This is a genomic window from Streptomyces spiroverticillatus (genome assembly GCA_014650415.1).
GTDB classification, from domain to species: domain Bacteria; phylum Actinomycetota; class Actinomycetes; order Streptomycetales; family Streptomycetaceae; genus Streptomyces; species Streptomyces spiroverticillatus.
The window spans coordinates 361,785-382,766 of the sequence record BMUX01000002.1; the positions used below are offsets into that span (position 1 = coordinate 361,785).

The window sequence follows — 20,982 nt, forward strand, 5'->3', positions numbered from 1 at the left end:
CGGCGCCCGCACACACGAAAGGGCCGCCGGAACCCTTCGGTCCCGGCGGCCCTCCCGACCACGCACGATGCGCTGCGTCAGCTCTTCTTCGCCGACCCGGCCTCGTCCTTCACGTCCTCGCCGTCGGCCTTCTCGCCGTCGGCCTTCTTGAGGTCGGCCTTCTTGGAGTCGGCAGCCTCGGCCTTCACCTCGGTCGCGCCCTCGGACTTCTTGGACGCCTCGGCCTCCTCGGCCTTCACGTCCTTCTTCTCACCGGCATCCTTGGCATCCTTGGCATCCGCACCGGCATCCGCACCTTCACGGTCCGGCTCCACGATCTCCTCGCGGCCGGGACGCAGCCGCGACGACAGCACGAAGTAGACGACGGCCAGGACGAAGATGATGATCGCCGTCCAGACGTTGAGGCGCAGCCCCAGGATGTGGTGCGCGTCGTCGATGCGCATGTACTCGATCCAGCCGCGCCCGGCGCAGTACAGGGCGACGTACAGCGCGAAGACCCGCCCGTGCCCGAGCTTGAACCGGCGGTCGGCCCAGACGATCACGGCCGCGACGCCGAGGCACCACAGCGACTCGTAGAGGAAGGTCGGGTGGTACAGCCCCGGCTCGTCCCCCTTGGTGATCTTCAGCGCCCAGGGCAGGTCGGTCGCCCGGCCGTACAGCTCCTGGTTGAACCAGTTGCCCCAGCGGCCGATGGCCTGCGCGATGACCAGCGCGGGAGCCATGGCGTCGGCCCAGGCCGGAAGCGGGATCCCCCTCCTCCGGCAGCCGATCCAGGCACCGACGGCACCGAGCGCGACGGCGCCCCAGATACCGAGTCCGCCTTCCCAGATCTTGAAGGCGTTGACCCAGTTCTTCCCCTCGGAGAAGTAGAGCTGGTAGTCGGTGACGACGTGGTACAGCCGCCCGCCGACGAGGCCGAACGGCACGGCCCAGACGGCGATGTCGGCCACCGTCCCGGGCTTGCCGCCTCGGGCGATCCAGCGCTTGTTGCCGTACCAGACGGCCACGAAGACGCCGATGATGATGCAGAGCGCGTAGCCGCGCAGCGGGATCGGTCCGAGGTGGATCTCACCGGCCGCCGGGCTGGGAATGAAGGCAAGGTTCATGACGGAGTCGACGCTACCTTGCCGAACAGGACCACAGACAACCCACCCGACAACGTCTGGGTAACAGGCCCCTGCTTCCGCGCGCCCCGCAGGGGCGCGGGGAACTGCGCGAGCAACCAGAACACAAGCCGCGCGGCGAGCCCTTTAGGGAGAGGGGCGGGACCGGGGCGAATCCCGGGGGCCCGGGGGCAGAGCCCCCGGCCTGAACCGCAACCACCCCCCGCCCCGCACGGAACCCCCTACCGCCCCGGCGCCGAAGAGCCCCGCACACCCGGAGGAGCCCCGACCGGCGACGGGGCCACCGGCGCCTGCGTCCCCACCGGCTTCCCCTTGTTCGCCTCATCCACCCACTTCACCAAATTCGCCGGCGAAATCTGCTCATTCCCCTTCTGCGGGAAAATCGCCCCCCCGTTCAAAAGCACCGTCGGCGTCGCCTTGTAGGGCGACTTGTCGAAGTCCGCCTGCACCTCCCCGACCCACCCCGCATGGGTCCCCTTCTCCACACACCCGTCGAAGGTCGCCCCCCGCAGCCCGGGCACCTTCCCGGCAAGCTCCAGCAGGTAGCTCTTCTTCCCGAAGGCGTCGTCCGTCTCCTCCGGCTGATTCCGGAAGAGAACATCGTGATACTCGTGGAACTTCCCGGCATCCTGCGCACACCCGAGCGCGTTCGCCGCGTATTTCGACCCGTTCCCCTTCACCCCGTTGTCGATGAACGACACCAGGTGGTACTCGGCCCGAACCTTCCCCTCCTTCTCCAACTTATTGATGGTGTCCCGCATGCTGTTCTCGAACATCCCGCACGCCGGGCACCGCATGTCCTCGTACACGGTCATCAGGGACGGTGCGTCGGTCATCCCCACCGGGATGGCGACCTTCCCCTTCCCCACCGCCCCGGCGGGCGCGACGACCGGCCCGGCCTTGTCGGAGTCGTCCTTGCCGCCCCCGCTGTTCGCGGCGACCACACCGGCCACGGCGGCCAGCCCGAGCACACCGACCACCGCCGCACCGACGACCAGCACCCGGCGCCGCTTGTCACGCGACTTCTGTGCTTCGCGTTCCTTGATGAGCCGCTCACGGGCGGTTCGCTTGCCTTCGAAGTTCTTCTCACTCACACCCGCAGCAACGAATCGGGGCGGCACCGATGTGCCACCCCGACCCGAAATCCACTCAAATGGACTACGGAACTTTAAAGTTACGCACCCGGCAGACGGACGTCAGTCCCGCCTGACACCGGCAGCCAGCTCCCCCGCAAGCTCCTTCACAGCCCGCAGCCCAGCAGCCTCGTCCTCCGCATCCAGCATCCGCTTCACAAACGCCGACCCGACGATGACCCCGTCCGCGAAGGCCGCAACTTCCCTGGCCTGTACGGCATTCGAGACCCCGAGCCCGACGCACACCGGCAGCTCGCTGCCCGTGGCCCGGGTCCGCCGCACCAGTTCCTGCGCCTCGTGCCCCACGGACTCGCGCGTCCCGGTGACGCCCATGAGCGAAGCCGCGTACACGAAGCCCGACCCGGCGGCGGTGATCGTCGCCAGCCGCTCGTCCTTGCTGCTGGGCGCGACCACGAACACCGTGGCCAGCCCGTGCTTCTCGGCGTGCTCGCGCCACAGCGCGGACTCCTGCACCGGCAGGTCCGGCAGAATGCACCCGGCCCCACCGGCCTCCGCGAGCTCAGCGGTGAACCGCTCGACGCCGTACCGGTCGATCGGATTCCAGTACGTCATGACCAGCACCGGCACCCCGGTGGCGGCGTGCGCCTCCCGGACCGTGCGCATCACGTCGGCGATCTTGACCCCGCCCCGCAGCGCGATGTCGTCGGCGGTCTGGATCACCGGACCGTCCAACACCGGGTCGCTGTGCGGCAGTCCGACCTCGACCACGTCCGCACCACCGGCGACGACGGCCTTGACCGCCTCGATCCCGCCGTCCACCGTCGGGAACCCGGCGGGCAGGTACGCGATCAGCGCGGCCCTGTTCTCCGCCTTCGCCGCGGCGAGGGTGTCACTCAACAGCTGTACGTTCCCGCTCACTTGGCGTCCCCCGCAATCTCCGCAATGGCAGCGGCGTCCGCCTCGACGGCGGCGTCCGTGTCGTACAGCCCGAAGTACCGGGCCGCCGTGTCCATGTCCTTGTCGCCGCGCCCGGACAGGTTGACCAGGATCAGCCCGTCCTTGCCCAGCTCCTTGCCGAGCTCCAGCGCCCCGGCGAGCGCGTGCGCGCTCTCGATCGCCGGAATGATGCCCTCCGTGCGCGACAGCAGCCGCAGCGCCTGCATCGCGGCGTCGTCCGTGACGGCCCGGTACTCGCCGCGCCCGATGTCCTTGAGGTAGGAGTGCTCGGGCCCGATGCCCGGGTAGTCCAGTCCGGCGGAGATGGAGTAGGGCTCGGTGATCTGGCCCTCCTCGTCCTGGAGCACGTACGACCGCGAACCGTGCAGGATGCCGGGCTCGCCCGCGCTCAGCGTGGCCGCGTGCTCCCCGGTCTCGATGCCGTGCCCGGCGGGCTCGCACCCGACGAGGCGCACGTCCGCGTCCGGGATGAACGCGTGGAACAGCCCGATCGCGTTGGACCCACCGCCCACACACGCCACAGCGGCATCGGGGAGCCGGCCGGCCCGCTCCAGAATCTGCCGCCGCGCCTCGACGCCGATGACCCGGTGGAAGTCGCGGACCATGGCCGGGAAGGGGTGCGGTCCCGCGACCGTACCGAAGAGGTAGTGCGTGCGGTCGACGTTGGCGACCCAGTCCCGGAACGCCTCGTTGATGGCGTCCTTGAGCGTGCGCGAGCCGGACTTCACGGCGACGACTTCCGCGCCGAGCATGCGCATCCGCGCGACGTTCAGCGCCTGCCGCTCGGTGTCGATCTCACCCATGTAGATCGTGCATTCGAGCCCGAACAGCGCGCACGCGGTGGCCGTCGCCACTCCGTGCTGCCCGGCACCGGTCTCGGCGATGACCCGGGTCTTGCCCATGCGCTTGGTCAGCAGGGCCTGCCCCAGCACATTGTTGATCTTGTGGGAGCCGGTGTGGTTGAGGTCTTCCCGCTTCAGGAAGATCCGGGCCCCGCCCGCGTGCTCGGCAAACCGGGGCACCTCGGTCAACGAACTCGGCCGACCGGTGTAGTTGACCATCAAATCGTCGAGTTCGGCCGCGAACGCCGGGTCCGCCTTGGCCTTCTCGTACTCGACGGCGACCTCGTCCACCGCGGCGACGAGCGCCTCGGGGATGAACTTGCCGCCGAAATCACCGAAATAGCCCTCGGTGGTGGGCACCTGACCCTGGAGGTCGGGAACGAAGAACTCGCTGGGCATGCGGAAACTCCTCATCGAGAACGCGCGCGCACCGCGCACGTCCGAGGGGAACTGAAGATGACGTCACTGTCGCTGGATACAACGCCCCACGGGGACGTTCAGCGACGGCGCCATCGCATGCCGTTGATCTGGCCGGGCTCGGAGCCGATGTGGTACCGGACCCGCCGGCCCCGCACCCGTCGCGCAGGCGCACGGCAGCCGCGAGGGCGGCAACCGCGGGCGAGACGGGCGTGGACGGTCATGGCGGGAGTCTAGCCCCGCCCGTGCCGCAACGCGGGGTGGGCCCCGGCGGCGACCAGGTCGGACACGGCGGCCTTGGGGTCGCGGCCGGTGACGAGCGACTCGCCGACCAGCACCGCGTCGGCGCCGGCGTTGGCGTACGCGATCAGGTCGTGCGGCCCGCGCACACCCGACTCGGCGATCTTGACGATGTGGTCCGGGATCTCCGGGGCGACGCGCTCGAAGGTGCCGCGGTCGACCTTGAGGGTCTTCAGGTTGCGGGCGTTCACGCCGATGATCTTGGCTCCGGCGGCGACGGCGCGGTCGACCTCGTCCTCGTCGTGGACCTCGACCAGCGGGGTGAGCCCGATGGACTCGGCCCGCTCGATGAGCGACACGAGCGCGTCCTGCTCCAGGGCGGCGACGATCAGCAGCGCCAGGTCGGCACCGTACGCACGGGCCTCCCAGAGCTGGTAGGCCGTGACGATGAAGTCCTTGCGCAGCACCGGAATGTCGACCTTGGCGCGTACGGCTTCCAGGTCGGCCAGCGAACCGCCGAAGCGGCGCTGCTCGGTGAGCACGGAGATGACGGCGGCGCCGCCCGCCTCGTAGTCGGCGGCCAGCCCGGCCGGATCCGCGATGGCGGCAAGCGCGCCCTTCGACGGACTCGACCGCTTCACTTCACAGATCACCTTGACGCTGTCGCCGCGCAGGGCCGCGACACCGTCCTTGGCGACGGGCGCCTTGGCAGCCCGCTCCTTGAGCTCCTCCAGGCTGACACGTGCCTGCCGCTCTGCGAGGTCGGCGCGGACGCCTTCGATGATCTCGTCGAGCACACTCACGCGAGCTGCCCCCTTCCGGGACGGTGGTGGAGGGCCAGGATCGGCCACGAGCGATGGTATCCGCACCGGGCCGATACCCCTGCATCCGCCCGCCGGATATCCCACTACCTGGTCACTGCCTGCGGTTTCAGGGCGCGAGGGCGGAGCCGAACGGCAGATTCCGGACCACGCTGAAGACCGCGAACACCCCACCCAGGACCCACCATTGGACGCGCGTCAGCCGTACGTCCATGGCCCGCCCCTTCACGGCCCGTGTGACCCAAACCACCATGAACACGGCAAACGCCGCATACCCCACCACGGCCATCGCATTCGCCCCGAGCGCGGCAACGACGTCACCGTGCGCAACGGCATGCGCACTGCGCAGCCCCCCGCACCCGGGACAGAGGATGCCGGTCATGGCCAGCAGCGGACAGGTGGGATAGTGCCCGGCCTCATTGGGATCGACGGCCCCCACGTACGCGAACGCACCAAGGACCCCCGCGAGGGTGGCCAACGGCGCGACAAGCCGCTTCCCGAGCGAGGCCTGCGCGGGAACGGGAACGGGCACGGGGGCTGACGAGGAGGCATCCACGCCCCCGATTCTCCCCTCCCCCTCCCAGGAACGCACGCACCGGTAGGTCATTCAGCGGGCCCTGGGGGACGGCCCCGCCGTCCAAGGGGGCCGGGGGGTGGGGGGGGAAGGGTGCTGCGAAGCAGCCCCTTCAGGGGCGCGGGGCTGTTTCGATATGCGGCTCCGCCGCGTGGGCGCGACCAGCCACGACGCACCCGCACAGAACAGAGACCACCCAAGACCCCGCACGGGACCGAGACCACCCACACCCCCGCACCGACCCCCCGAACGCGGAAAGGCGCGGCCCCGGAGTCCAGGGCCGCGCCTCTCGCGTTCGTACAACCGAGCGGAGCTACTGAAGCTGGGCCCGACCGGCCGCCGCCCGCGCCTCCCCCAGCGCCGAGGACTCCTTCGGCATGCCGAGGCCCGACATCCGCATGCCGAGACCGACCAGGCCGCCGACCACGGAGATGCCGATGCCGGCCCAGAAGCCCACCGGCTGGGCCATCACCATGTACGCGCTGGAGACGCAGATGCCGATGAAGGCGATCACTACGCCGGTCCAGGCGGCCGGGGTACGTCCGTGGTGTCCGCGGCTAACGCCCGCCATGAGGTGCTCCTTGGTGTGTCTTCGTTATGTCTTCCGCAGGAAAGCTCGGGGCTCATTGTTCCCCACCCGGCCACCGCGCGTGACTTCGGGTCACCCTTCGCGCGTCGGCGCGGCGGTGGGGTCCTCGCCCCGGTCGAGGGCCTTCCACAGTTCCTCGGGCCGCTCCGGGTCCGCGGGGCGGCGTGCGGCCGCCCTGTTGCGCGGGCCGCCTTCACGCTCGTACCGCCCGCCCATGCCCGGCCACGTCCGCCCGAACCGCAGCGCGAGGAGCCCGGCCACCAGGATCAGCAGGCCACCGAAAGCGGTGACGTACGGCCAGCCCGTTTGGGTGAGGCCGCTCACCGTGGCGGCGGCGTCGCCGGACAGCTTCGCCGCCTGTTCGTCCAGGGCCGCGTGGTCCCCGGCCCCCAGCAGGGAGGCGGCGATCGCCCCCGCGCCGCTCAGCGCCAGCAGGGTCGAGACCAGGATCCGTCCGGCCCGGCGCACCGCGAAGATCGCGACGAGTGCGGCGAGCCCGACGATGGCCAGGGCTGCGGGCACGCCGGTGATGGCCTGCCCGTCGGCCTCCAGGGTCTTGGAGCCGATGCCCGCGACGGTGGCGGTGCCCGACCGCCAGGTCTGCCCGGAGGCGATCAGGACGACGGTGGAGCCGAGGGCGCCGAGCAGCAGGGCCGCGGCGAGGCTTCGGCGGCCCCCGCCGCGTGCGGCGGCGGAGGAGGTCTGGGGAGTGGGGGGTACGGCGCTCACACCCCCACTATCCCTCACCCCTGTTTCAGCGCCCGAGCCGGTTCGCCGTGTGCACGGCCCGCAGGACCGCCGCCGCCTTGTTGCGGCACTCCTGGTCCTCCGCCACGGGGTCGGAGTCGGCGACGACACCGGCCCCGGCCTGCACGTACGCCGTTCCGTCCCGCAGCAGTGCGGTGCGGATGGCGATGGCGGTGTCGGAGTCCCCGGCGAAGTCGAGGTAGCCGACGCAGCCGCCGTACAGCCCGCGCCGGGTGGGCTCCAGCTCCTCGATGATCTGCATGGCGCGCGGCTTCGGGGCCCCGGACAGGGTGCCCGCCGGGAAGCAGGCCGTCAGCACGTCGAAGGCGCTCCGCCCCTCCGCGACCCGACCGGTCACCGTGGAGACGATGTGCATGACGTGCGAGTACCGCTCGATGGACATGAAGTCGACGACCTCGACCGACCCGGGCTCGCAGACCCGCCCCAGGTCGTTGCGCCCGAGGTCGACCAGCATCAGGTGCTCGGCCCGCTCCTTGGGGTCGGCCATCAGCTCGTCGGCGAGCGCCTGGTCCTCCTGCGGGGTGGCGCCCCGGTGCCGGGTCCCGGCGATGGGGTGCACCAGCGCCCGCCCGTCCTCGACCTTGACGAGGGCCTCCGGGCTGGAGCCGACCACGTCGAACCCGTCGAAGCGGAAGAGGTACATGTACGGCGACGGATTGGTCGCCCGCAGCACCCGGTAGACGTCCAACGCGCTTGCCGTGCACGGCATTTCGAACCGCTGCGAGGGTACGACCTGGAAGGCCTCGCCCGCCCTGATCCGCTCCTTGATGTCCTCGACGGCGGCCTGGTAGGCCTCGCCGCCCCACTTCTCGGTGCAGAGCGGAACCTCGGACGGCGGCAGGACGGCCGGGGCGGTCGGGACGGCCCGCGAGAGGTCCGCCTCCATCGCGTCGAGGCGGGCGACGGCGTCCGCGTACGCCTCGTCGACGCCGCTGTCGAGGTCGTTGTGGTTGATCGCGTTGGCGATCAGCAGGACGGTGCCGTGGCGGTGGTCCAGCACCGCGAGGTCGGAAGTGAGGAGCATCGTCAGCTCGGGGAGGCCCAGCTCGTCCTCGCCGTGCTCGCCGATCTTCTCCAGGCGGCGCACGATGTCGTACCCGAGGTAGCCGACCATGCCGCCGGTGAACGGCGGCAGGTCACCGGCGAGGTCGCGCGGGGTGTGCAGGGCGGCCACGGTCTCCCGGAGCGCTTCGAGGGGGTCGCCGTCGGTCGGTACGCCGACGGGCGGCGTCCCGATCCAGTGGGCGCGGCCCTCGCGTGCGGTGAGGGCGGCGGAGCTGCGGACGCCGACGAAGGAGTAGCGGGACCAGGACCGGCCGTTCTCGGCGGACTCCAGCAGGAAGGTGCCGGGGCGTTCGGCGGCGAGTTTGCGGTAGAGCCCGACGGGGGTGTCGCCGTCCGCGAGGAGGGTGCGGCTGACGGGGATGACGCGGCGGTCGGCCGCCAGCTTGCGGAAGGTCTCCAGGTCCATGGCCGCTGACCCTACTTGTCGTCCGTGCTCAGGAGCACGTCGGCGTCGAAGCAGGTGCGCTCGCCGGTGTGGCAGGCGGCGCCGGTCTGGTCGACCTTGACCAGCAGGGTGTCGCCGTCGCAGTCCAGCGCCACCGACTTCACCCGCTGGACGTGGCCGGAGGTGTCGCCCTTGACCCAGTACTCCTGGCGGCTGCGCGACCAGTAGGTGCACCGGCCGGTGGTGAGCGTGCGGTGCAGGGCCTCGTCGTCCATCCAGCCGAGCATCAGGACCTCGCCGGTGTCGTACTGCTGGGCGACGGCGGGGACCAGCCCGTCGGCGGTGCGCTTGAGGCGGGCGGCGACGGCGGGGTCGAGAGCGCTGACGGGGGCGCTGTCGGGACGGGTCTGGGGTGCGGGCGTACTCATGGGGCAATTGTGCCGCTTACGGTGCAGGGCTTGGCCCGACGTCCACTGTGCGGACGCCCCCCGGTCGCCGTACGCTGGCCGACATGTCGACCCATGCCAAGCGTGAACGACTCCTTCTCGCCGACCTGTTGGAAGCCGCGGGCCCGGACGCCCCGACCCTCTGCGAGGGCTGGAACGCGCGGGACCTCGCCGCGCACGTGGTGGTCCGCGAACGCCGCTCGGACGCGGCGGCCGGGCTGCTGGTGCCCGCCCTGCGCAATCGGCTGGAGCGCGTCCAGGCGGAATTCGCCGCGAAGCCGTACGAGGAACTGGTGCAGCTCATCCGGACGGGGCCGCCGCGCCGCTCCCCGTACGCGCTCAAGCAGGTGGACGAGGCGGCGAACACCGTGGAGTTCTACGTCCACGCGGAGGACGTGCGGCGGGCGCAGGAGCAGTGGACGCCGCGGGTGCTGGACCCGGTGTTCGCGGACGCACTGTGGTCGCGGGTGGAGAAGATGGCCCGGGTCGTCGGGCGCAAGTCGCCCGTCGGGCTGGTGCTGCGCCGCCCGGACGGCCAGACGGCGGTGGCCCACCGGGGCACGCCGGTCGTCACGGTCACCGGCGAACCGGGCGAGCTGATCCTCTTCGCCTTCGGCCGCCAGGACCGGGCCACCGTGGAACTCGACGGTGACAAGGACGCCGTCCTCCGCCTCCACGAGGCCAAGCTGGGCCTCTAGGGCCCGTCCGGCGGATCTTGTCGCGGTCGCGGGCCCTGGCCCCGTTCGGGCGGGGCCGCCTACTTCGGCAGCTCCGCCCCCCGCACCTCGCGGGACCCGACTCCCACCACCGCCGCCAGCCCGCACAGCACCGAGCAGCCCACGAAGACGGTCGGCACCGACCACACCGCCACCGCCGCCCCCACCACGGGGTACATCAGCGGCGCGATGCCCAGACTGACCAGGGACAGCACGGACGTGACCCGCCCCAGGAAGGCGGGGGCCGTGTTCGTCTGGACGAGGCCGGCCGTCATCCCCCCGCTCATGGCCACCAGCAGCCCCATCGGTGCCGCCACCGCCACCGCCCACGCCAGCGTCGGCACCGAGCCCAGTACCGCCACCAGCGCCGAGCCCGAGGCCAGCGAGATCAGCCGCACCCGCCCCGCGTGCGCCACCCGCTTGACCACGGTCAGCAGCAGCGCACTGCACGCGGCGCCCACGCTGAAGGCCCCGACGATCCAGGCGATGCCGGGCGCGCCCCAGCCCCGGTGCGAGGACAGCAGCACGATGCCGACGTTGATGACGGGGATGCCGCCCAGCTCGAAGAGGATGTTGGAGCCGACGAGCGGCCCGACCAGCTTGTGCCGGCGCAGATAGCCGAGGCCCTCGGTGAGGTCGCCCCAGACGTTGCGCTTCTTGTCCGGATCGCCGGTGTCCTCCTCGGACTCCGGCAGCGGTGCCACCCGCAGCGCCACCAGCAGCACCAGCGACACCGCGAACAGCCCGCCCGCCACCGCGAACGCCGCCGCGGGCCCGCCGAGCCCCATCGCGAGCCCCGCCACCGGTGCGCCGAGGATGCCGCCGAAGCGGTTGGTGAGGGCCTTCATGCCCTGGACCCGTACGAGCTGGTCGGGGCCCGTGATGCGCGGTGGCAGCGCTCCCACGGCCGGCAGGAACAGCGCGTCGACCGCGCCGAAGACCAGCGCGACCACCACCAGCACCCACACGGCGGGTCCGGTGATCATCAGGAGTGCCGCGATGCCCAGGATCACGGCGCAGCGCACCGCGTCGGAGCCGATGACGACCTTGCGCGGGCCGAACCGGTCGGCGATCACCCCGCCGCCGAGCATGAGGACGGCGCGGGGTATCGCCCCGGTGGCCATGATCATGCCGACCTCGGCGGGCCCGCCCGCCTGCGCGGCCGCCCAGCCGAGGGCGAGGAAGTAGATGCTGTCGCCGACGAGCGAGGCGGCGTACGCGGCGAGCCAGCGCAGCACATTGCCGTCCCGGTACGCGGGTCTGCCCGCCGGGCCCGCTTCCCCGGTCTCGTCCTCGACCGGTTCCACACGTGATTCAGACATCGCTGGCAAGACCTCTCAGGGACGGAACGGAAAGCCGAACATCTGGACGGAGACCTGCTCGCGCCCCTCCGTGTCACCCGCCGCCTCGGCGGCGCGCCCGCGCTCCCGGTAGGCGATGATCAACTCGCGGATCTCTTCGGACAGTTGCTGGAACTCGGTGACGGTCAGCCGGGGCATGTACTCCCAGTTGAAGGCCGCGTCCACCCACTCCTTGCCCCAGCTCGCGCTGTGGTCGAGATAGGTGTCGTACCGCTCCTGCCGGGCCCGCAGGAGCTGGCGGGTCACCTGGCCGACGACGGCCACGCTCTCCGGGGCGTCGCCGAAGTCGGAGTTGCGGAAGGTGAATCCGCGCTCGACCCGCCACCAGCGCTCCCGGCCGTCACTGCTCATCTCCGGGGCCTCGACGATGAAGCCGTGCGCGGCCATCTTCCGCAGGTGGTAACTGACCAGCGAGACCGCCTCGTCGACCCGGTCCGACAGGTGCGAGGCGGTGGCGGCACCCCCGGTGAACAGGGCACGGTACAGCTCGATGCGCAGCGGGTGGGTGAACACTTTGAGGGCATCGAGATCCGTGATGCGCCGAGGCTCGGGCGGATGTTCGGTTTCCGGTGCCATGTGCGCACAGTAAGGAAGGAAAGGAAAGTTGCGCAATATTCTTTGCTCAACTTTTCAGGCGCAACTCCCTTTTCTTCACAGTTACTTGACGGTCTACCAGCGGACTCGCAGCGTCCGGACGCCGCGGATGAGCAGTCCGGGAATCCACGGTCCGGCGTCCGGCGACCCGTCGGCCGCCAGCTCCGGGAAGCGCTCCAGGACGCTGCGCAACGCGATGCGGCCCTCCAGCCGGGCGAGCGGCGCGCCGAGGCAGAAGTGGATGCCGTGCCCGAAGGCGATGTGGCCGCGGGCGTCGCGCCGGATGTCGAAGCGGTGCGGTTCCTCGAAGCGCTTCTCGTCGCGGTCGGCGTCGGCCATCACGATCACCACCGAGGACCCGGCCGGGATGTGCGCCCCGCCGAACTCGATGTCCTCGCGGGCGATGCGCGGTGTCGAGCCCTCGACGGGCCCGTCGTAGCGCAGCGCCTCCTCGACGGCCCCGTCGATCAGACCGTCCAGGTCACCGCGGAGCAGGGCGAGCTGGTCGGGGTGGTTGAAGAGGGCGCGCAGGCCGTTGCCGATCAGGTTCACGGTCGTCTCGTGGCCCGCGACGATCAACAGGAAGGCCATGGAGAGGAGTTCGTCCTGGCTGAGCCGGTCGCCGTCCTCGTCGGCGGTGTGGATGAGCGCGCTGAGCAGGTCCTCGCCCGGCGCCTTGCGCTTGTCCTCGATGAGCCCGGTGAGGTACGGCATGGCCGCCCCGTACGCGGCCTGTTCGGCCTCGGGGCTGGTGGGTGCCACCACCTCGTTGGACCAGCCCCGGAAGGCGTCCCGGTCCAGGTCGGGCACCCCGAGCAGGTCGCAGATGACGGTCATCGGCAGCGGGAAGGCGAGCGCGTCGATGACGTCGGCCGCGCGCGCCCCGTCCGCCGCCATGGCGTCGAGCAGCGCGTCGGTGACCTGCTGCACGCGGGGCGCGAGGGCCTCGATGCGGCGTGGCGTGAATTCGCGGGCCACCAGCCGGCGCATCCGGGTGTGGTCCGGCGGGTCGCTGAGCAGGACGTGCGCGTTGCCGGGCCCGTACGCGTAGGCGGGCAGCACCGGTGCGAGGTGGCCGTGGGTGCGCCAGTCCCGGCTGAACCGGGGGTCGGTGTAGGCCGCACGGCATTCCTCGTGCCCGACGACGAGCCACAGGTCCTCGCCCTCCGGGGTCAGCACGCGGTGCACCGGGCCCCGGGCGCGCAGTTCGGCGTAGACGGGGTAGGGATCGGCGACGAAGTCGGGGCTGAGCTTCAGGAGTTCGACGGCGGGCACGGGACTGGGCGCGGACATGACTGTTCCCCCTCGGATGGACTTCCGAGGGGGAACGCTAGTCAGTGCCGATCTTCCACCACAGCAGGTTTTACGACAGTTGTACGAAGAACTTGCCGGGTCCGGGTCAGCGGACCGGGTGACCGGCGCTGCTGAGAGCCGACTTGACCTCGCTGATCCGCAGATCGCCGAAGTGGAAGACGGAGGCGGCGAGGACCGCGTCCGCGCCCGCGTCGACGGCCGGGGCGAAGTGCTCCAGCGTGCCCGCACCGCCGCTGGCGATGACGGGCACGGTGACGTGCCCCCGCACGGCGGCGATCATCTCGGTGTCGTAGCCGTCCTTGGTGCCGTCGGCGTCCATCGAGTTGAGCAGGATCTCGCCCGCGCCCAGCTCGGCGGCCCGGTGCGCCCATTCGATCGCGTCGATGCCCGCCGAGCGGCGGCCGCCGTGCGTGGTGACCTCGAAGGAGCCGGACGCGGTGCGCCGGGCGTCGACCGACAGGACCAGCACCTGACGGCCGAAGCGCTCCGCGATCTCGCGGATCAGCTCGGGGCGGGCGATGGCGGCCGTGTTGACGCCCACCTTGTCGGCCCCGGCCCGCAGCAGCTTGTCCACGTCGTCGGCGGTCCGCACGCCGCCGCCCACCGTGAGCGGGATGAAGACCTGCTCGGCGGTGCGGCGCACCACGTCGTAGGTGGTCTCCCGGTCGCCGGAGGAGGCGGTGATGTCCAGGAAGGTCAGCTCGTCGGCGCCCTCGGCGTCGTACAGTTTGGCCATCTCGACGGGGTCGCCGGCGTCGCGCAGGTTCTGGAAGTTGACGCCCTTGACGACTCGCCCGTTGTCGACGTCCAGGCAGGGGATGACCCGTACGGAGACGCTCATGCGGCCCCTCCCCGGTACGCCTCGACCTCGACCTCGACGACCAGCGAGGGGTCGACGAAGCCGGAGACGATCAGCATGGACGCGGCCGGGCGGACGGTGTCGAAGAGCTCCTTGTGGGCGCGGCCCACCTCGTCGACGTCGCGGGCGTGCGTGATGTACATCCGGGTGCGGACGACGTCGGCGCGGGTCAGGCCGAGCTGCTGGAGGGCCTTCTCGGCGACGCCGAAGGCGGTCATGGTCTGCTCGTACGGGGTCCCGGCGTCGATGACGCCGTCCACCACGGACGTGCAGCCGGCCACCAGGACAAGCCCGTTGGGCAGTTCCACGGCGCGCGCGTAGCCGAACTGCTCCTCCCAGGGAGCGCCGGTCTGGACGCGGCGCACTGGCGAAGAGGTCATCGGGAGACCGCCTCCAGCGCCTCTTCCAGCGTGAACGCCTTCGCGTACAGCGCCTTGCCGACGATCGCACCCTCGACGCCGTCCGGCACCAGCGAGGCGATGGCCCGCAGGTCGTCCAGCGAGGAGACGCCGCCGGAGGCCACGACGGGCTTGTCGGTGGCGGCGCAGACGTTCTTCAGGAGCTCCAGGTTGGGGCCCTGGAGGGTGCCGTCCTTGGCGATGTCGGTGACGACGTACCGGGCGCAGCCCTCGGAGTCGAGGCGGGCCAGCGTCTCGTACAGGTCGCCGCCGTCACGGGTCCAGCCCCGGCCGCGCAGGGTGGTTCCCCGTACGTCCAGGCCGACCGCGATCTTGTCGCCGTACTGGGAGATGACCTTCGCGACCCACTCGGGGGTCTCCAGGGCGGCGGTGCCGAGGTTGACGCGCTTGCAGCCGGTGGCGAGCGCGGCCTCCAGGGAGGCGTCGTCGCGGATGCCGCCGGACAGCTCGACCTTGATGTCCATCGCGGCGGCGACCTCGGCGATGACCTTGCGGTTGTCGCCGGTGCCGAAGGCGGCGTCCAGGTCGACCAGGTGCAGCCACTCGGCACCGGACTTCTGCCAGGCGAGGGCCGCCTCCAGCGGGGAGCCGTACGAGGTCTCGGAGCCGGACTCGCCGTGCACGAGGCGGACGGCCTGGCCGTCGCGGACGTCGACGGCGGGCAGCAGTTCAAGCTTGTGCAGCGAAGACATCAGAGGGTTCCGATCCAGTTGGTGAGCAGCTGGGCTCCGGCGTCGCCGGACTTCTCGGGGTGGAACTGGGTCGCCCACAGTGCCTGGTTCTCGACGGCCGCGACGAAGGGCTCGCCGTGCGTGGACCAACTGACGCGCGGGGAGCGGATCTTGGGGTTGGTCACTTCGAGGGTCCAGTCGTGGACGGCGTACGAGTGCACGAAGTAGTAGCGCTCGTCGGCGTCCAGACCCGCGAACAGCTCCGAGCCGGGGGCCGCCTCGACGGTGTTCCAGCCCATGTGCGGTACGACGTCGGCCTTGAGCGGGGCGACCTCGCCGGGCCACTCGTCCAGGCCCTCGGTCTCGACCCCATGCTCGATGCCGCGCTCGAAGAGGATCTGCATGCCGACGCAGATGCCGAGGACGGGGCGTCCGCCGGACAGGCGGCGGCCGACGATCCAGTCGCCGCGCGCCTCCTTCAGGCCCTTCATGCAGGCGGAGAACGCGCCGACGCCGGGCACCAGCAGCCCGTCCGCGTTCATCGCGGTGTCGTAGTCGCGGGTGATCTCGACGTCCGCGCCGACCCGGGCGAGCGCCCGCTCGGCCGACCGGACGTTGCCGAAGCCGTAGTCGAAGACCACGACCTTCTTCATGTTCGTCATTCCCAGAGTCCCTGAATACGCAGGATGCCCGCGACCAGACACATCACGGAGGCGAGGGCGAGCAGCACGATGACGCCCTTGGGCATCTTCTGCTTGGAGAAGGAGTACACGCCGCCGGCCAGGAAGAGGCCGACGACGATGAGGATGGTGTTGAGACCGTTCATGGGGTTACAGCGCGCCCTTGGTCGAGGGGAGGATGCCGGCCGCGCGCGGGTCGCGCTCGGCGGCGTAGCGCAGTGCCCGCGCCAGGGCCTTGAACTGGCACTCCACGATGTGGTGCGCGTTGCGCCCGTACGGCACGTGGATGTGCAGGGCGATCTGCGCCTGCGCGACGAAGGACTCGAAGATGTGCCGGGTCATGGTCGTGTCGTACGTGCCGATCATCGGCGCCATGTTCTCGGGCTCGGTGTGCACGAGGTAGGGGCGGCCGGAGAGGTCGACGGTGACCTGGGCGAGGGACTCGTCCAGCGGGACGGTGCAGTTGCCGAAGCGGTAGATGCCGACCTTGTCGCCGAGGGCCTGCTTGAAGGCGGCGCCCAGCGCGAGCGCGGTGTCCTCAATGGTGTGGTGGGTGTCGATGTGCAGGTCGCCGTCCGTCTTGACCGTGAGGTCGAAGAGGCCGTGGCGGCCGAGCTGGTCGAGCATGTGGTCGTAGAAGCCCACGCCCGTGGCGACGTCGACCTTGCCGGTGCCGTCGAGGTCGATCTCGACGACGACGGAGGTCTCCTTGGTCGTGCGCTCGACACGTCCGATGCGGCTCATGCGCTCTGCTCCTTCTTGAGTGCGCGTACCGCTTCCAGGAACGCGTCGTTCTCGTCGGGGGTGCCTGCCGTGACCCGCAGCCAGCCCGGTACGCCGTTGTCCCGGACCAGGACGCCCCGGTCGAGGATCTGCTGCCACACGGCGTGCGCGTCGTCGAAGCGGCCGAACTGGACGAAGTTGGCGTCCGACTCGGTGACCTCGTAGCCGATGGCCCGCAGCTCGGCGACCAGACGGTCGCGCTCGGCCTTCAGCTGTTCGACGTATCCGAGCAGGGTATCGGTGTGCTCCAGCGCGGCGAGCGCGGTGGCCTGGGTGACGGAGGACAGGTGGTACGGCAGCCGTACGAGCTGGACCGCGTCCACCACGGCCGGGTCGGCGGCGAGGTAGCCGAGCCGCAGCCCGGCCGCGCCGAAGGCCTTGGACATGGTGCGGGAGAGCACCAGGTTCGGGCGGTCCTCGATCAGCGGCAGCAGCGAGGCGCGGTGGCTGAATTCGCCGTACGCCTCGTCGATGACGACCAGGGACGGCTTGGCGGCCTGGGCGGCGTCGTACAGCGCGAGGACGGTGTCGGCCTCGACGGCGGTGCCGGTGGGGTTGTTGGGGCTGGTGATGAAGACGACGTCGGGCTTGTGCTCGGCGATGGCCTTCTTCGCCGCTTCGACGTCGATGGTGAAGTCGTCGTTGCGGGGGCCGGAGATCCAGCCCGTGCCCGTGCCGCGCGAGATCAGCGCGTGCATCGAGTACGAGGGCTCGAAACCGATGGCGGTACGGCCCGGGCCGCCGAAGGTCTGGAGGAGCTGCTGGAGGATCTCGTTGGAGCCGTTGGCGGCCCACAGGTGCTTGACGGTGACGTCGTGACCTGCGGTCTTCGTGAGGTACTTGGCCAGTTCCGTACGGAGCTCCACCGCGTCCCGGTCGGGGTAGCGGTTGAGGTCCCGGGCGGCCTCGCGGACGCGCTCGGCGATGCGGTCGACCAGGGCTTCGGGGAGCGGGTACGGGTTCTCGTTGGTGTTCAGCCGGACGGGGACGTCCAACTGGGGGGCGCCGTAAGGGGACTTGCCCTTCAGCTCCTCGCGGATGGGGAGGTCGTCGATGTTCGTCATGCCTTCGGGACCTTCCATCCGAACCTGGCCTTGATCGCCGCGCCGTGCGCCGGGAGGTCCTCCGCCTCGGCGAGCGTCACCACGTGGTGGGCGACGTCGGCGAGGGCCTCGCGGGAGTAGTCCACGACGTGGATGCCGCGCAGGAAGGACTGGACGGACAGGCCCGAGGAGTGGCAGGCGCAGCCGCCGGTGGGCAGGACGTGGTTGGAGCCCGCGCAGTAGTCGCCGAGGGAGACCGGGGCGTACGCGCCGACGAAGATCGCGCCCGCGTTGCGGACCCGGTCGGCGAGGGCGGCGGCGTCGGCGGTCTGGATCTCCAGGTGCTCGGCGCCGTACGCGTCGACCACCTTGAGGCCGTCCTCCAGCGATTCCACCAGCACGATCGCGGACTGCCGCCCGGCGAGCGCCGGGAGGATCCGGTCGGCCTTGTGCTTGCTGGCGTCGACCTGCGGTACGAGTTCGTTCTCGACGGCGTCCGCGAGCGCGGCGGAGTCCGTGACGAGGACGGCGGCGGCCAGCGGGTCGTGCTCCGCCTGGGAGATCAGGTCGGCGGCGACGTGCATCGGGTCGGCGGTGTCGTCCGCGAGCACGGCGATCTCCGTGGGGCCGGCCTCGGCGTCGATGCCGATGCGGCCCGCGAAGTAGCGCTTGGCGGCGGCGACCCAGATGTTGCCGGGGCCGGTGACCATGTTGGCGGGCGCGCAGGACTCGGTGCCGTACGCGAACATCGCGACGGCGGTCGCGCCGCCGGCCGCGTACACCTCGTCGATCCCGAGCAGCGCGCACGCGGCCAGGATCGTGGGGTGCGGCAGGCCGCCGGTCTCGGCCTGGGCCGGGGAGGCCAGCGCGATCGACGCAACGCCCGCCTCCTGCGCCGGGACCACGTTCATGATCACGGACGACGGGTAGACGGACCGGCCGCCGGGCGCGTACAGGCCCACGCGGTCGACGGGCACCCACTTCTCGGTGACCGTGCCGCCGGGCACGACCTGCGTGGTGTGGGTGGAGCGGCGCTGTGCGCGGTGGACGAGCCTGGCCCGCCGGATCGATTCCTCCAGGGCGGCCCGCACCTCGGGATCCAGCTTCTCCAGCGCGTCGGCGATCGCCTGCGCCGGGACCCGGACCTCGGCCAGCGTGACCCCGTCGAACCTCTCCGCGTACTCGATCAGCGCCGTGTCGCCACGATGATGCACGTCCTCGCAGATCGGCCGCACCTTCTCCAGGGCGGTCGTCACGTCGAAGTCGGCTCGGGGCAGCAGGTCGCGCAGGGCTCCACCCTCGGGGAGGGCCTTGCCGCGCAGATCGATTCGTGAGATCACGGGCCCAATTCTCGCAGACCGCTTCCGGCCACCGGTCGCCCGTATCACTGGCTGATACGAGCCACAGTGGTCCCGGGTGTCACCGGTGACGGCTAGCGTGCACTGCGTTACGTACGCGAGCGAGGGGATGGGCGGCGCAGTGACCGAGGCGCAGCGGGACGACGAGGCGCCCGACTGGCTCAGCGCGGCGGAGCTGGGGATGTGGCAGGCGTTCCGCAACGGCAGCACCTGTGACCTGCGGGCGAACGACCCCCTCGCCGATGATCCGATGGCCGCCCGCTCCTGGGGGCCCGAGCGCACGGTCCGCGCCAGGGTGGTGGCGTTGCTGCTGCTCAGCGGTCCGGGCGCGCTGCCGGGCCGGGTGGCGGCGCTGAAGCTGCGCGGGGTGCAGATCACCGGGGAGCTGAACCTGTCGGGCGGCACGGTGGCCCCGTACGTGGAGATGAACGGGTGCCGGTTCGACCGCGAGCTGCGGCTGCCGGAGTGCCGGTTCACGACGCTGCGCCTGGTGGGGTGCTCGATCCCCCGGCTGGAGGCGGCCCGGCTGCACACCGAGGGCGATCTGCATCTGCCGCGCTGCCGGGTGGAGAACGGGGTGCGGCTCACCGACGCCCAGATCGGCACGGACCTGCTGATCAACCAGATCGTGATCGGCCGCGACCGGCGCGGGAAGTCGCTGCTCGCCGACGGGCTCGCGGTGGCGCAGGACCTCCAGGCCGAGCTGATCGAGACGCACGGCGAGATCAGCCTGCGCGGCGCGAAGGTCGGCGTGTCCCTGAGCCTGCGCGGCAGCCGCCTCAGCAACCCGTACGGAAAGCTCGCGCTGAACGCCCCCCAGCTCACGGTGGAACGAACGCTCTACCTGACTCCGGCCGGGCTCTCCTCGCAGACGTACGGGAACACCACGCCCCCGTACGGCATCGGCCGGGGCGTCGGCAACACCCCCGCCCGGGGCGTGCGCATGCAGCGCTTCGAGTGCCTGGGCGGCATCCGGCTGGACGACGGACGGTTCGGCGACGCGATCGACCTCCAGGACGCGCGCTTCACGCTGGAGAACGACCAGCAGCTCTCGCTGCGCCGCATCCAGACCCCCGAGCTGCGCTTCCTCTGCGAGCGCCCGGAGCGGGGGAAGGTCGTGCTGTCCGGAGCGAAGATCGTCACCCTGGTCGACAAGTCGACGAGCTGGCCGGGGCCCGGCCAGCTGTCGATGGGCGGGTTCGCGTACGAGGTCCTGGTCCCGGTGGGGCACTTCCCGCTGGCCAGGCGGCTGGAGTGGGTGACGGCGGCGACCCCCGAGTACGCCCCGGAGCCGTACGAACGCCTGGCCGCCGTCAAGCGCAACAGCGGCGAGGACTCCGAGGCCCGCGAGGTCCTGCTCACCAAGCAGCGCCGCCGCCGCGAGACGCTGCCGCTGGCCGGGAAGGTGTGGGGCGTCCTCCAGGACTGGACGGTGGCGTACGGGTACCGGCCGGGCCGGGCGGCGCTGTGGATGGCGGTGCTGTGGGCGGCGGGGACCCTCGCCTTCTCCCGTTACGACCCCCAGCCGATCAAGGCCGACGAGCACCCCCAGTGGAGCGCGCCCCTGTACGCCCTGGACCTCTTGGTCCCGGTCATCAACCTCGGCCAGGACGGCTACTGGCTCCTCACGGGCGTCTGGCAGTGGGCCGCCGCGGGCCTGATCCTGCTGGGCTGGATCCTGGCGACGACCGTCGCGGCGGGCGCCTCGCGGCTGCTGCGGCGGGGGTGAGGAGGGGGTGAGGAGAGTCTCGTTCACCGCGCCTTCCCCGCACCGCCACACGCCCTCCCCGCCCGCCCCTTCTCCCCCCGCTTTCTTTACCGTCCCTTGACCGGAAACCGTACAACCTTCGCGCCGCTACCAA

At 71.2% G+C, this 20,982-nt stretch carries 24 protein-coding genes; 2 read left to right on the forward strand and 22 right to left on the reverse strand.

Features of this window, described 5'->3' with window-relative positions; genetic code table 11:
- Nucleotides 1-77: 77 nt before the first annotated feature.
- The 11 genes from lgt to hisI form a co-directional block, all read right to left on the reverse strand.
- Nucleotides 78-1,106, reverse strand: coding sequence for a prolipoprotein diacylglyceryl transferase (gene lgt / locus IE269_RS05955; RefSeq protein WP_189821670.1), 1,029 nt, complete (start codon nucleotides 1,104-1,106; stop codon nucleotides 78-80).
- A gap of 239 nt (nucleotides 1,107-1,345) precedes the next feature.
- Nucleotides 1,346-2,218, reverse strand: coding sequence for a DsbA family protein (locus IE269_RS05960; RefSeq protein ID WP_189821671.1), 873 nt, complete (start codon nucleotides 2,216-2,218; stop codon nucleotides 1,346-1,348).
- Between the two features lie 102 nt (nucleotides 2,219-2,320).
- On the reverse strand, nucleotides 2,321-3,136 hold the full coding sequence (trpA, locus tag IE269_RS05965) for a tryptophan synthase subunit alpha (protein ID WP_189821672.1): 816 nt from the start codon (nucleotides 3,134-3,136) through the stop codon (nucleotides 2,321-2,323).
- Nucleotides 3,133-4,416: a tryptophan synthase subunit beta gene (gene trpB / locus IE269_RS05970; RefSeq protein ID WP_189821673.1), complete on the reverse strand. Its 1,284-nt coding sequence runs from the start codon at nucleotides 4,414-4,416 to the stop codon at nucleotides 3,133-3,135. Before trpB ends, trpA begins: the two co-directional genes overlap by 4 nt.
- Before the next feature lie 98 nt (nucleotides 4,417-4,514).
- Nucleotides 4,515-4,658: a tryptophan biosynthesis modulator TrpM gene (gene trpM / locus IE269_RS43705; protein ID WP_368861142.1), complete on the reverse strand. Its 144-nt coding sequence runs from the start codon at nucleotides 4,656-4,658 to the stop codon at nucleotides 4,515-4,517.
- 9 nt (nucleotides 4,659-4,667) lie between these two features.
- Nucleotides 4,668-5,477 carry an indole-3-glycerol phosphate synthase TrpC gene (gene trpC, locus IE269_RS05975; protein ID WP_189821674.1) on the reverse strand — a complete coding sequence of 270 codons (810 nt, stop codon included), beginning with the start codon at nucleotides 5,475-5,477 and terminating at the stop codon, nucleotides 4,668-4,670.
- 127 nt (nucleotides 5,478-5,604) lie between these two features.
- Nucleotides 5,605-6,051, reverse strand: coding sequence for a DUF2752 domain-containing protein (locus IE269_RS05980; protein WP_229897822.1), 447 nt, complete (start codon nucleotides 6,049-6,051; stop codon nucleotides 5,605-5,607).
- 331 nt (nucleotides 6,052-6,382) lie between these two features.
- Nucleotides 6,383-6,640: an HGxxPAAW family protein gene (locus IE269_RS05985; protein WP_189821676.1), complete on the reverse strand. Its 258-nt coding sequence runs from the start codon at nucleotides 6,638-6,640 to the stop codon at nucleotides 6,383-6,385.
- 90 nt (nucleotides 6,641-6,730) lie between these two features.
- A complete protein-coding gene (locus IE269_RS05990; protein ID WP_189821677.1) occupies nucleotides 6,731-7,387 on the reverse strand; it encodes a TIGR02234 family membrane protein in 657 nt (218 codons plus the stop codon).
- Nucleotides 7,388-7,412: 25 nt separating this feature from the next.
- Entirely contained in the window at nucleotides 7,413-8,897 is a 1,485-nt protein-coding gene (locus tag IE269_RS05995; protein WP_189821678.1) for an anthranilate synthase component I, read from the reverse strand.
- 11 nt (nucleotides 8,898-8,908) lie between these two features.
- Nucleotides 8,909-9,304: a phosphoribosyl-AMP cyclohydrolase gene (gene hisI, locus IE269_RS06000; protein ID WP_189821679.1), complete on the reverse strand. Its 396-nt coding sequence runs from the start codon at nucleotides 9,302-9,304 to the stop codon at nucleotides 8,909-8,911.
- Between the two features lie 83 nt (nucleotides 9,305-9,387).
- Between hisI and IE269_RS06005 the strand changes: the two genes are divergently transcribed.
- The gene (locus tag IE269_RS06005; RefSeq protein WP_189821680.1) at nucleotides 9,388-10,020 is read left to right on the forward strand and encodes a TIGR03085 family metal-binding protein; all 633 of its coding nucleotides are present in this window, start codon (nucleotides 9,388-9,390) and stop codon (nucleotides 10,018-10,020) included.
- 59 nt (nucleotides 10,021-10,079) lie between these two features.
- Here the strand turns inward: IE269_RS06005 and IE269_RS06010 are convergent, their stop codons facing one another.
- The 11 genes from IE269_RS06010 to hisD all read right to left on the reverse strand — a co-directional run bounded on the left by IE269_RS06010 (nucleotide 10,080) and on the right by hisD (nucleotide 19,102).
- Nucleotides 10,080-11,360: an MFS transporter gene (locus tag IE269_RS06010; RefSeq protein ID WP_189821681.1), complete on the reverse strand. Its 1,281-nt coding sequence runs from the start codon at nucleotides 11,358-11,360 to the stop codon at nucleotides 10,080-10,082.
- A 15-nt stretch (nucleotides 11,361-11,375) separates the two neighbouring features.
- Nucleotides 11,376-11,975 (reverse strand): winged helix-turn-helix domain-containing protein, encoded by a 600-nt coding sequence (locus IE269_RS06015; protein ID WP_189821682.1) that lies wholly within the window; start codon nucleotides 11,973-11,975, stop codon nucleotides 11,376-11,378.
- A gap of 93 nt (nucleotides 11,976-12,068) precedes the next feature.
- Entirely contained in the window at nucleotides 12,069-13,286 is a 1,218-nt protein-coding gene (locus tag IE269_RS06020) for a cytochrome P450 family protein (protein ID WP_189821683.1), read from the reverse strand.
- Between the two features lie 106 nt (nucleotides 13,287-13,392).
- Nucleotides 13,393-14,148: an imidazole glycerol phosphate synthase subunit HisF gene (gene hisF / locus IE269_RS06025; RefSeq protein WP_189821684.1), complete on the reverse strand. Its 756-nt coding sequence runs from the start codon at nucleotides 14,146-14,148 to the stop codon at nucleotides 13,393-13,395.
- A complete protein-coding gene (locus IE269_RS06030) occupies nucleotides 14,145-14,546 on the reverse strand; it encodes a RidA family protein (RefSeq protein WP_189821685.1) in 402 nt (133 codons plus the stop codon). Before IE269_RS06030 ends, hisF begins: the two co-directional genes overlap by 4 nt.
- Nucleotides 14,543-15,277 carry a bifunctional 1-(5-phosphoribosyl)-5-((5-phosphoribosylamino)methylideneamino)imidazole-4-carboxamide isomerase/phosphoribosylanthranilate isomerase PriA gene (gene priA / locus IE269_RS06035; RefSeq protein WP_438817567.1) on the reverse strand — a complete coding sequence of 245 codons (735 nt, stop codon included), beginning with the start codon at nucleotides 15,275-15,277 and terminating at the stop codon, nucleotides 14,543-14,545. The genes IE269_RS06030 and priA overlap by 4 nt, the downstream gene beginning before the upstream one ends.
- Complete coding sequence (gene hisH, locus IE269_RS06040; RefSeq protein WP_438817566.1) at nucleotides 15,277-15,918, reverse strand: imidazole glycerol phosphate synthase subunit HisH; 642 nt, start codon at nucleotides 15,916-15,918, stop codon at nucleotides 15,277-15,279. Before hisH ends, priA begins: the two co-directional genes overlap by 1 nt.
- Entirely contained in the window at nucleotides 15,915-16,082 is a 168-nt protein-coding gene (locus IE269_RS06045; protein ID WP_189821686.1) for a hypothetical protein, read from the reverse strand. The genes hisH and IE269_RS06045 overlap by 4 nt, the downstream gene beginning before the upstream one ends.
- Before the next feature lie 4 nt (nucleotides 16,083-16,086).
- A complete protein-coding gene (gene hisB, locus IE269_RS06050; RefSeq protein WP_189821687.1) occupies nucleotides 16,087-16,680 on the reverse strand; it encodes an imidazoleglycerol-phosphate dehydratase HisB in 594 nt (197 codons plus the stop codon).
- Entirely contained in the window at nucleotides 16,677-17,783 is a 1,107-nt protein-coding gene (locus tag IE269_RS06055; RefSeq protein ID WP_189821688.1) for a histidinol-phosphate transaminase, read from the reverse strand. The genes hisB and IE269_RS06055 overlap by 4 nt, the downstream gene beginning before the upstream one ends.
- On the reverse strand, nucleotides 17,780-19,102 hold the full coding sequence (hisD, locus tag IE269_RS06060; protein ID WP_189821689.1) for a histidinol dehydrogenase: 1,323 nt from the start codon (nucleotides 19,100-19,102) through the stop codon (nucleotides 17,780-17,782). The genes IE269_RS06055 and hisD overlap by 4 nt, the downstream gene beginning before the upstream one ends.
- A 127-nt stretch (nucleotides 19,103-19,229) precedes the next feature.
- Here hisD and IE269_RS06065 point away from each other — a divergent pair, with 127 nt between their 5' ends.
- Complete coding sequence (locus IE269_RS06065) at nucleotides 19,230-20,849, forward strand: oxidoreductase (protein ID WP_189822073.1); 1,620 nt, start codon at nucleotides 19,230-19,232, stop codon at nucleotides 20,847-20,849.
- Nucleotides 20,850-20,982: the final 133 nt, after the last annotated feature.

Excerpts from the sequence above, each read along its gene's own strand:
- priA (WP_438817567.1), bottom strand. The coding sequence starts at position 15,277 with ATGTCTTCGCTGCACAAGCTTGAACTGCTGCCCGCCGTCGACGTCCGC.
- hisH (WP_438817566.1), bottom strand. The coding sequence starts at position 15,918 with ATGACGAACATGAAGAAGGTCGTGGTCTTCGACTACGGCTTCGGCAAC.
- IE269_RS06015 (WP_189821682.1), bottom strand. The coding sequence starts at position 11,975 with ATGGCACCGGAAACCGAACATCCGCCCGAGCCTCGGCGCATCACGGAT.
- hisF (WP_189821684.1), bottom strand. The coding sequence starts at position 14,148 with ATGAGCGTCTCCGTACGGGTCATCCCCTGCCTGGACGTCGACAACGGG.
- IE269_RS06065 (WP_189822073.1), top strand. The coding sequence starts at position 19,230 with ATGGGCGGCGCAGTGACCGAGGCGCAGCGGGACGACGAGGCGCCCGAC.
- IE269_RS05985 (WP_189821676.1), bottom strand. The coding sequence starts at position 6,640 with ATGGCGGGCGTTAGCCGCGGACACCACGGACGTACCCCGGCCGCCTGG.
- lgt (WP_189821670.1), bottom strand. The coding sequence starts at position 1,106 with ATGAACCTTGCCTTCATTCCCAGCCCGGCGGCCGGTGAGATCCACCTC.
- IE269_RS05995 (WP_189821678.1), bottom strand. The coding sequence starts at position 8,897 with ATGGACCTGGAGACCTTCCGCAAGCTGGCGGCCGACCGCCGCGTCATC.
- IE269_RS06045 (WP_189821686.1), bottom strand. The coding sequence starts at position 16,082 with ATGAACGGTCTCAACACCATCCTCATCGTCGTCGGCCTCTTCCTGGCC.
- hisI (WP_189821679.1), bottom strand. The coding sequence starts at position 9,304 with ATGAGTACGCCCGCACCCCAGACCCGTCCCGACAGCGCCCCCGTCAGC.
- IE269_RS06020 (WP_189821683.1), bottom strand. The coding sequence starts at position 13,286 with ATGTCCGCGCCCAGTCCCGTGCCCGCCGTCGAACTCCTGAAGCTCAGC.
- IE269_RS06010 (WP_189821681.1), bottom strand. The coding sequence starts at position 11,360 with ATGTCTGAATCACGTGTGGAACCGGTCGAGGACGAGACCGGGGAAGCG.
- IE269_RS06005 (WP_189821680.1), top strand. The coding sequence starts at position 9,388 with ATGTCGACCCATGCCAAGCGTGAACGACTCCTTCTCGCCGACCTGTTG.
- hisB (WP_189821687.1), bottom strand. The coding sequence starts at position 16,680 with ATGAGCCGCATCGGACGTGTCGAGCGCACGACCAAGGAGACCTCCGTC.
- IE269_RS06030 (WP_189821685.1), bottom strand. The coding sequence starts at position 14,546 with ATGACCTCTTCGCCAGTGCGCCGCGTCCAGACCGGCGCTCCCTGGGAG.
- trpM (WP_368861142.1), bottom strand. The coding sequence starts at position 4,658 with ATGACCGTCCACGCCCGTCTCGCCCGCGGTTGCCGCCCTCGCGGCTGC.
- IE269_RS06055 (WP_189821688.1), bottom strand. The coding sequence starts at position 17,783 with ATGACGAACATCGACGACCTCCCCATCCGCGAGGAGCTGAAGGGCAAG.
- trpB (WP_189821673.1), bottom strand. The coding sequence starts at position 4,416 with ATGCCCAGCGAGTTCTTCGTTCCCGACCTCCAGGGTCAGGTGCCCACC.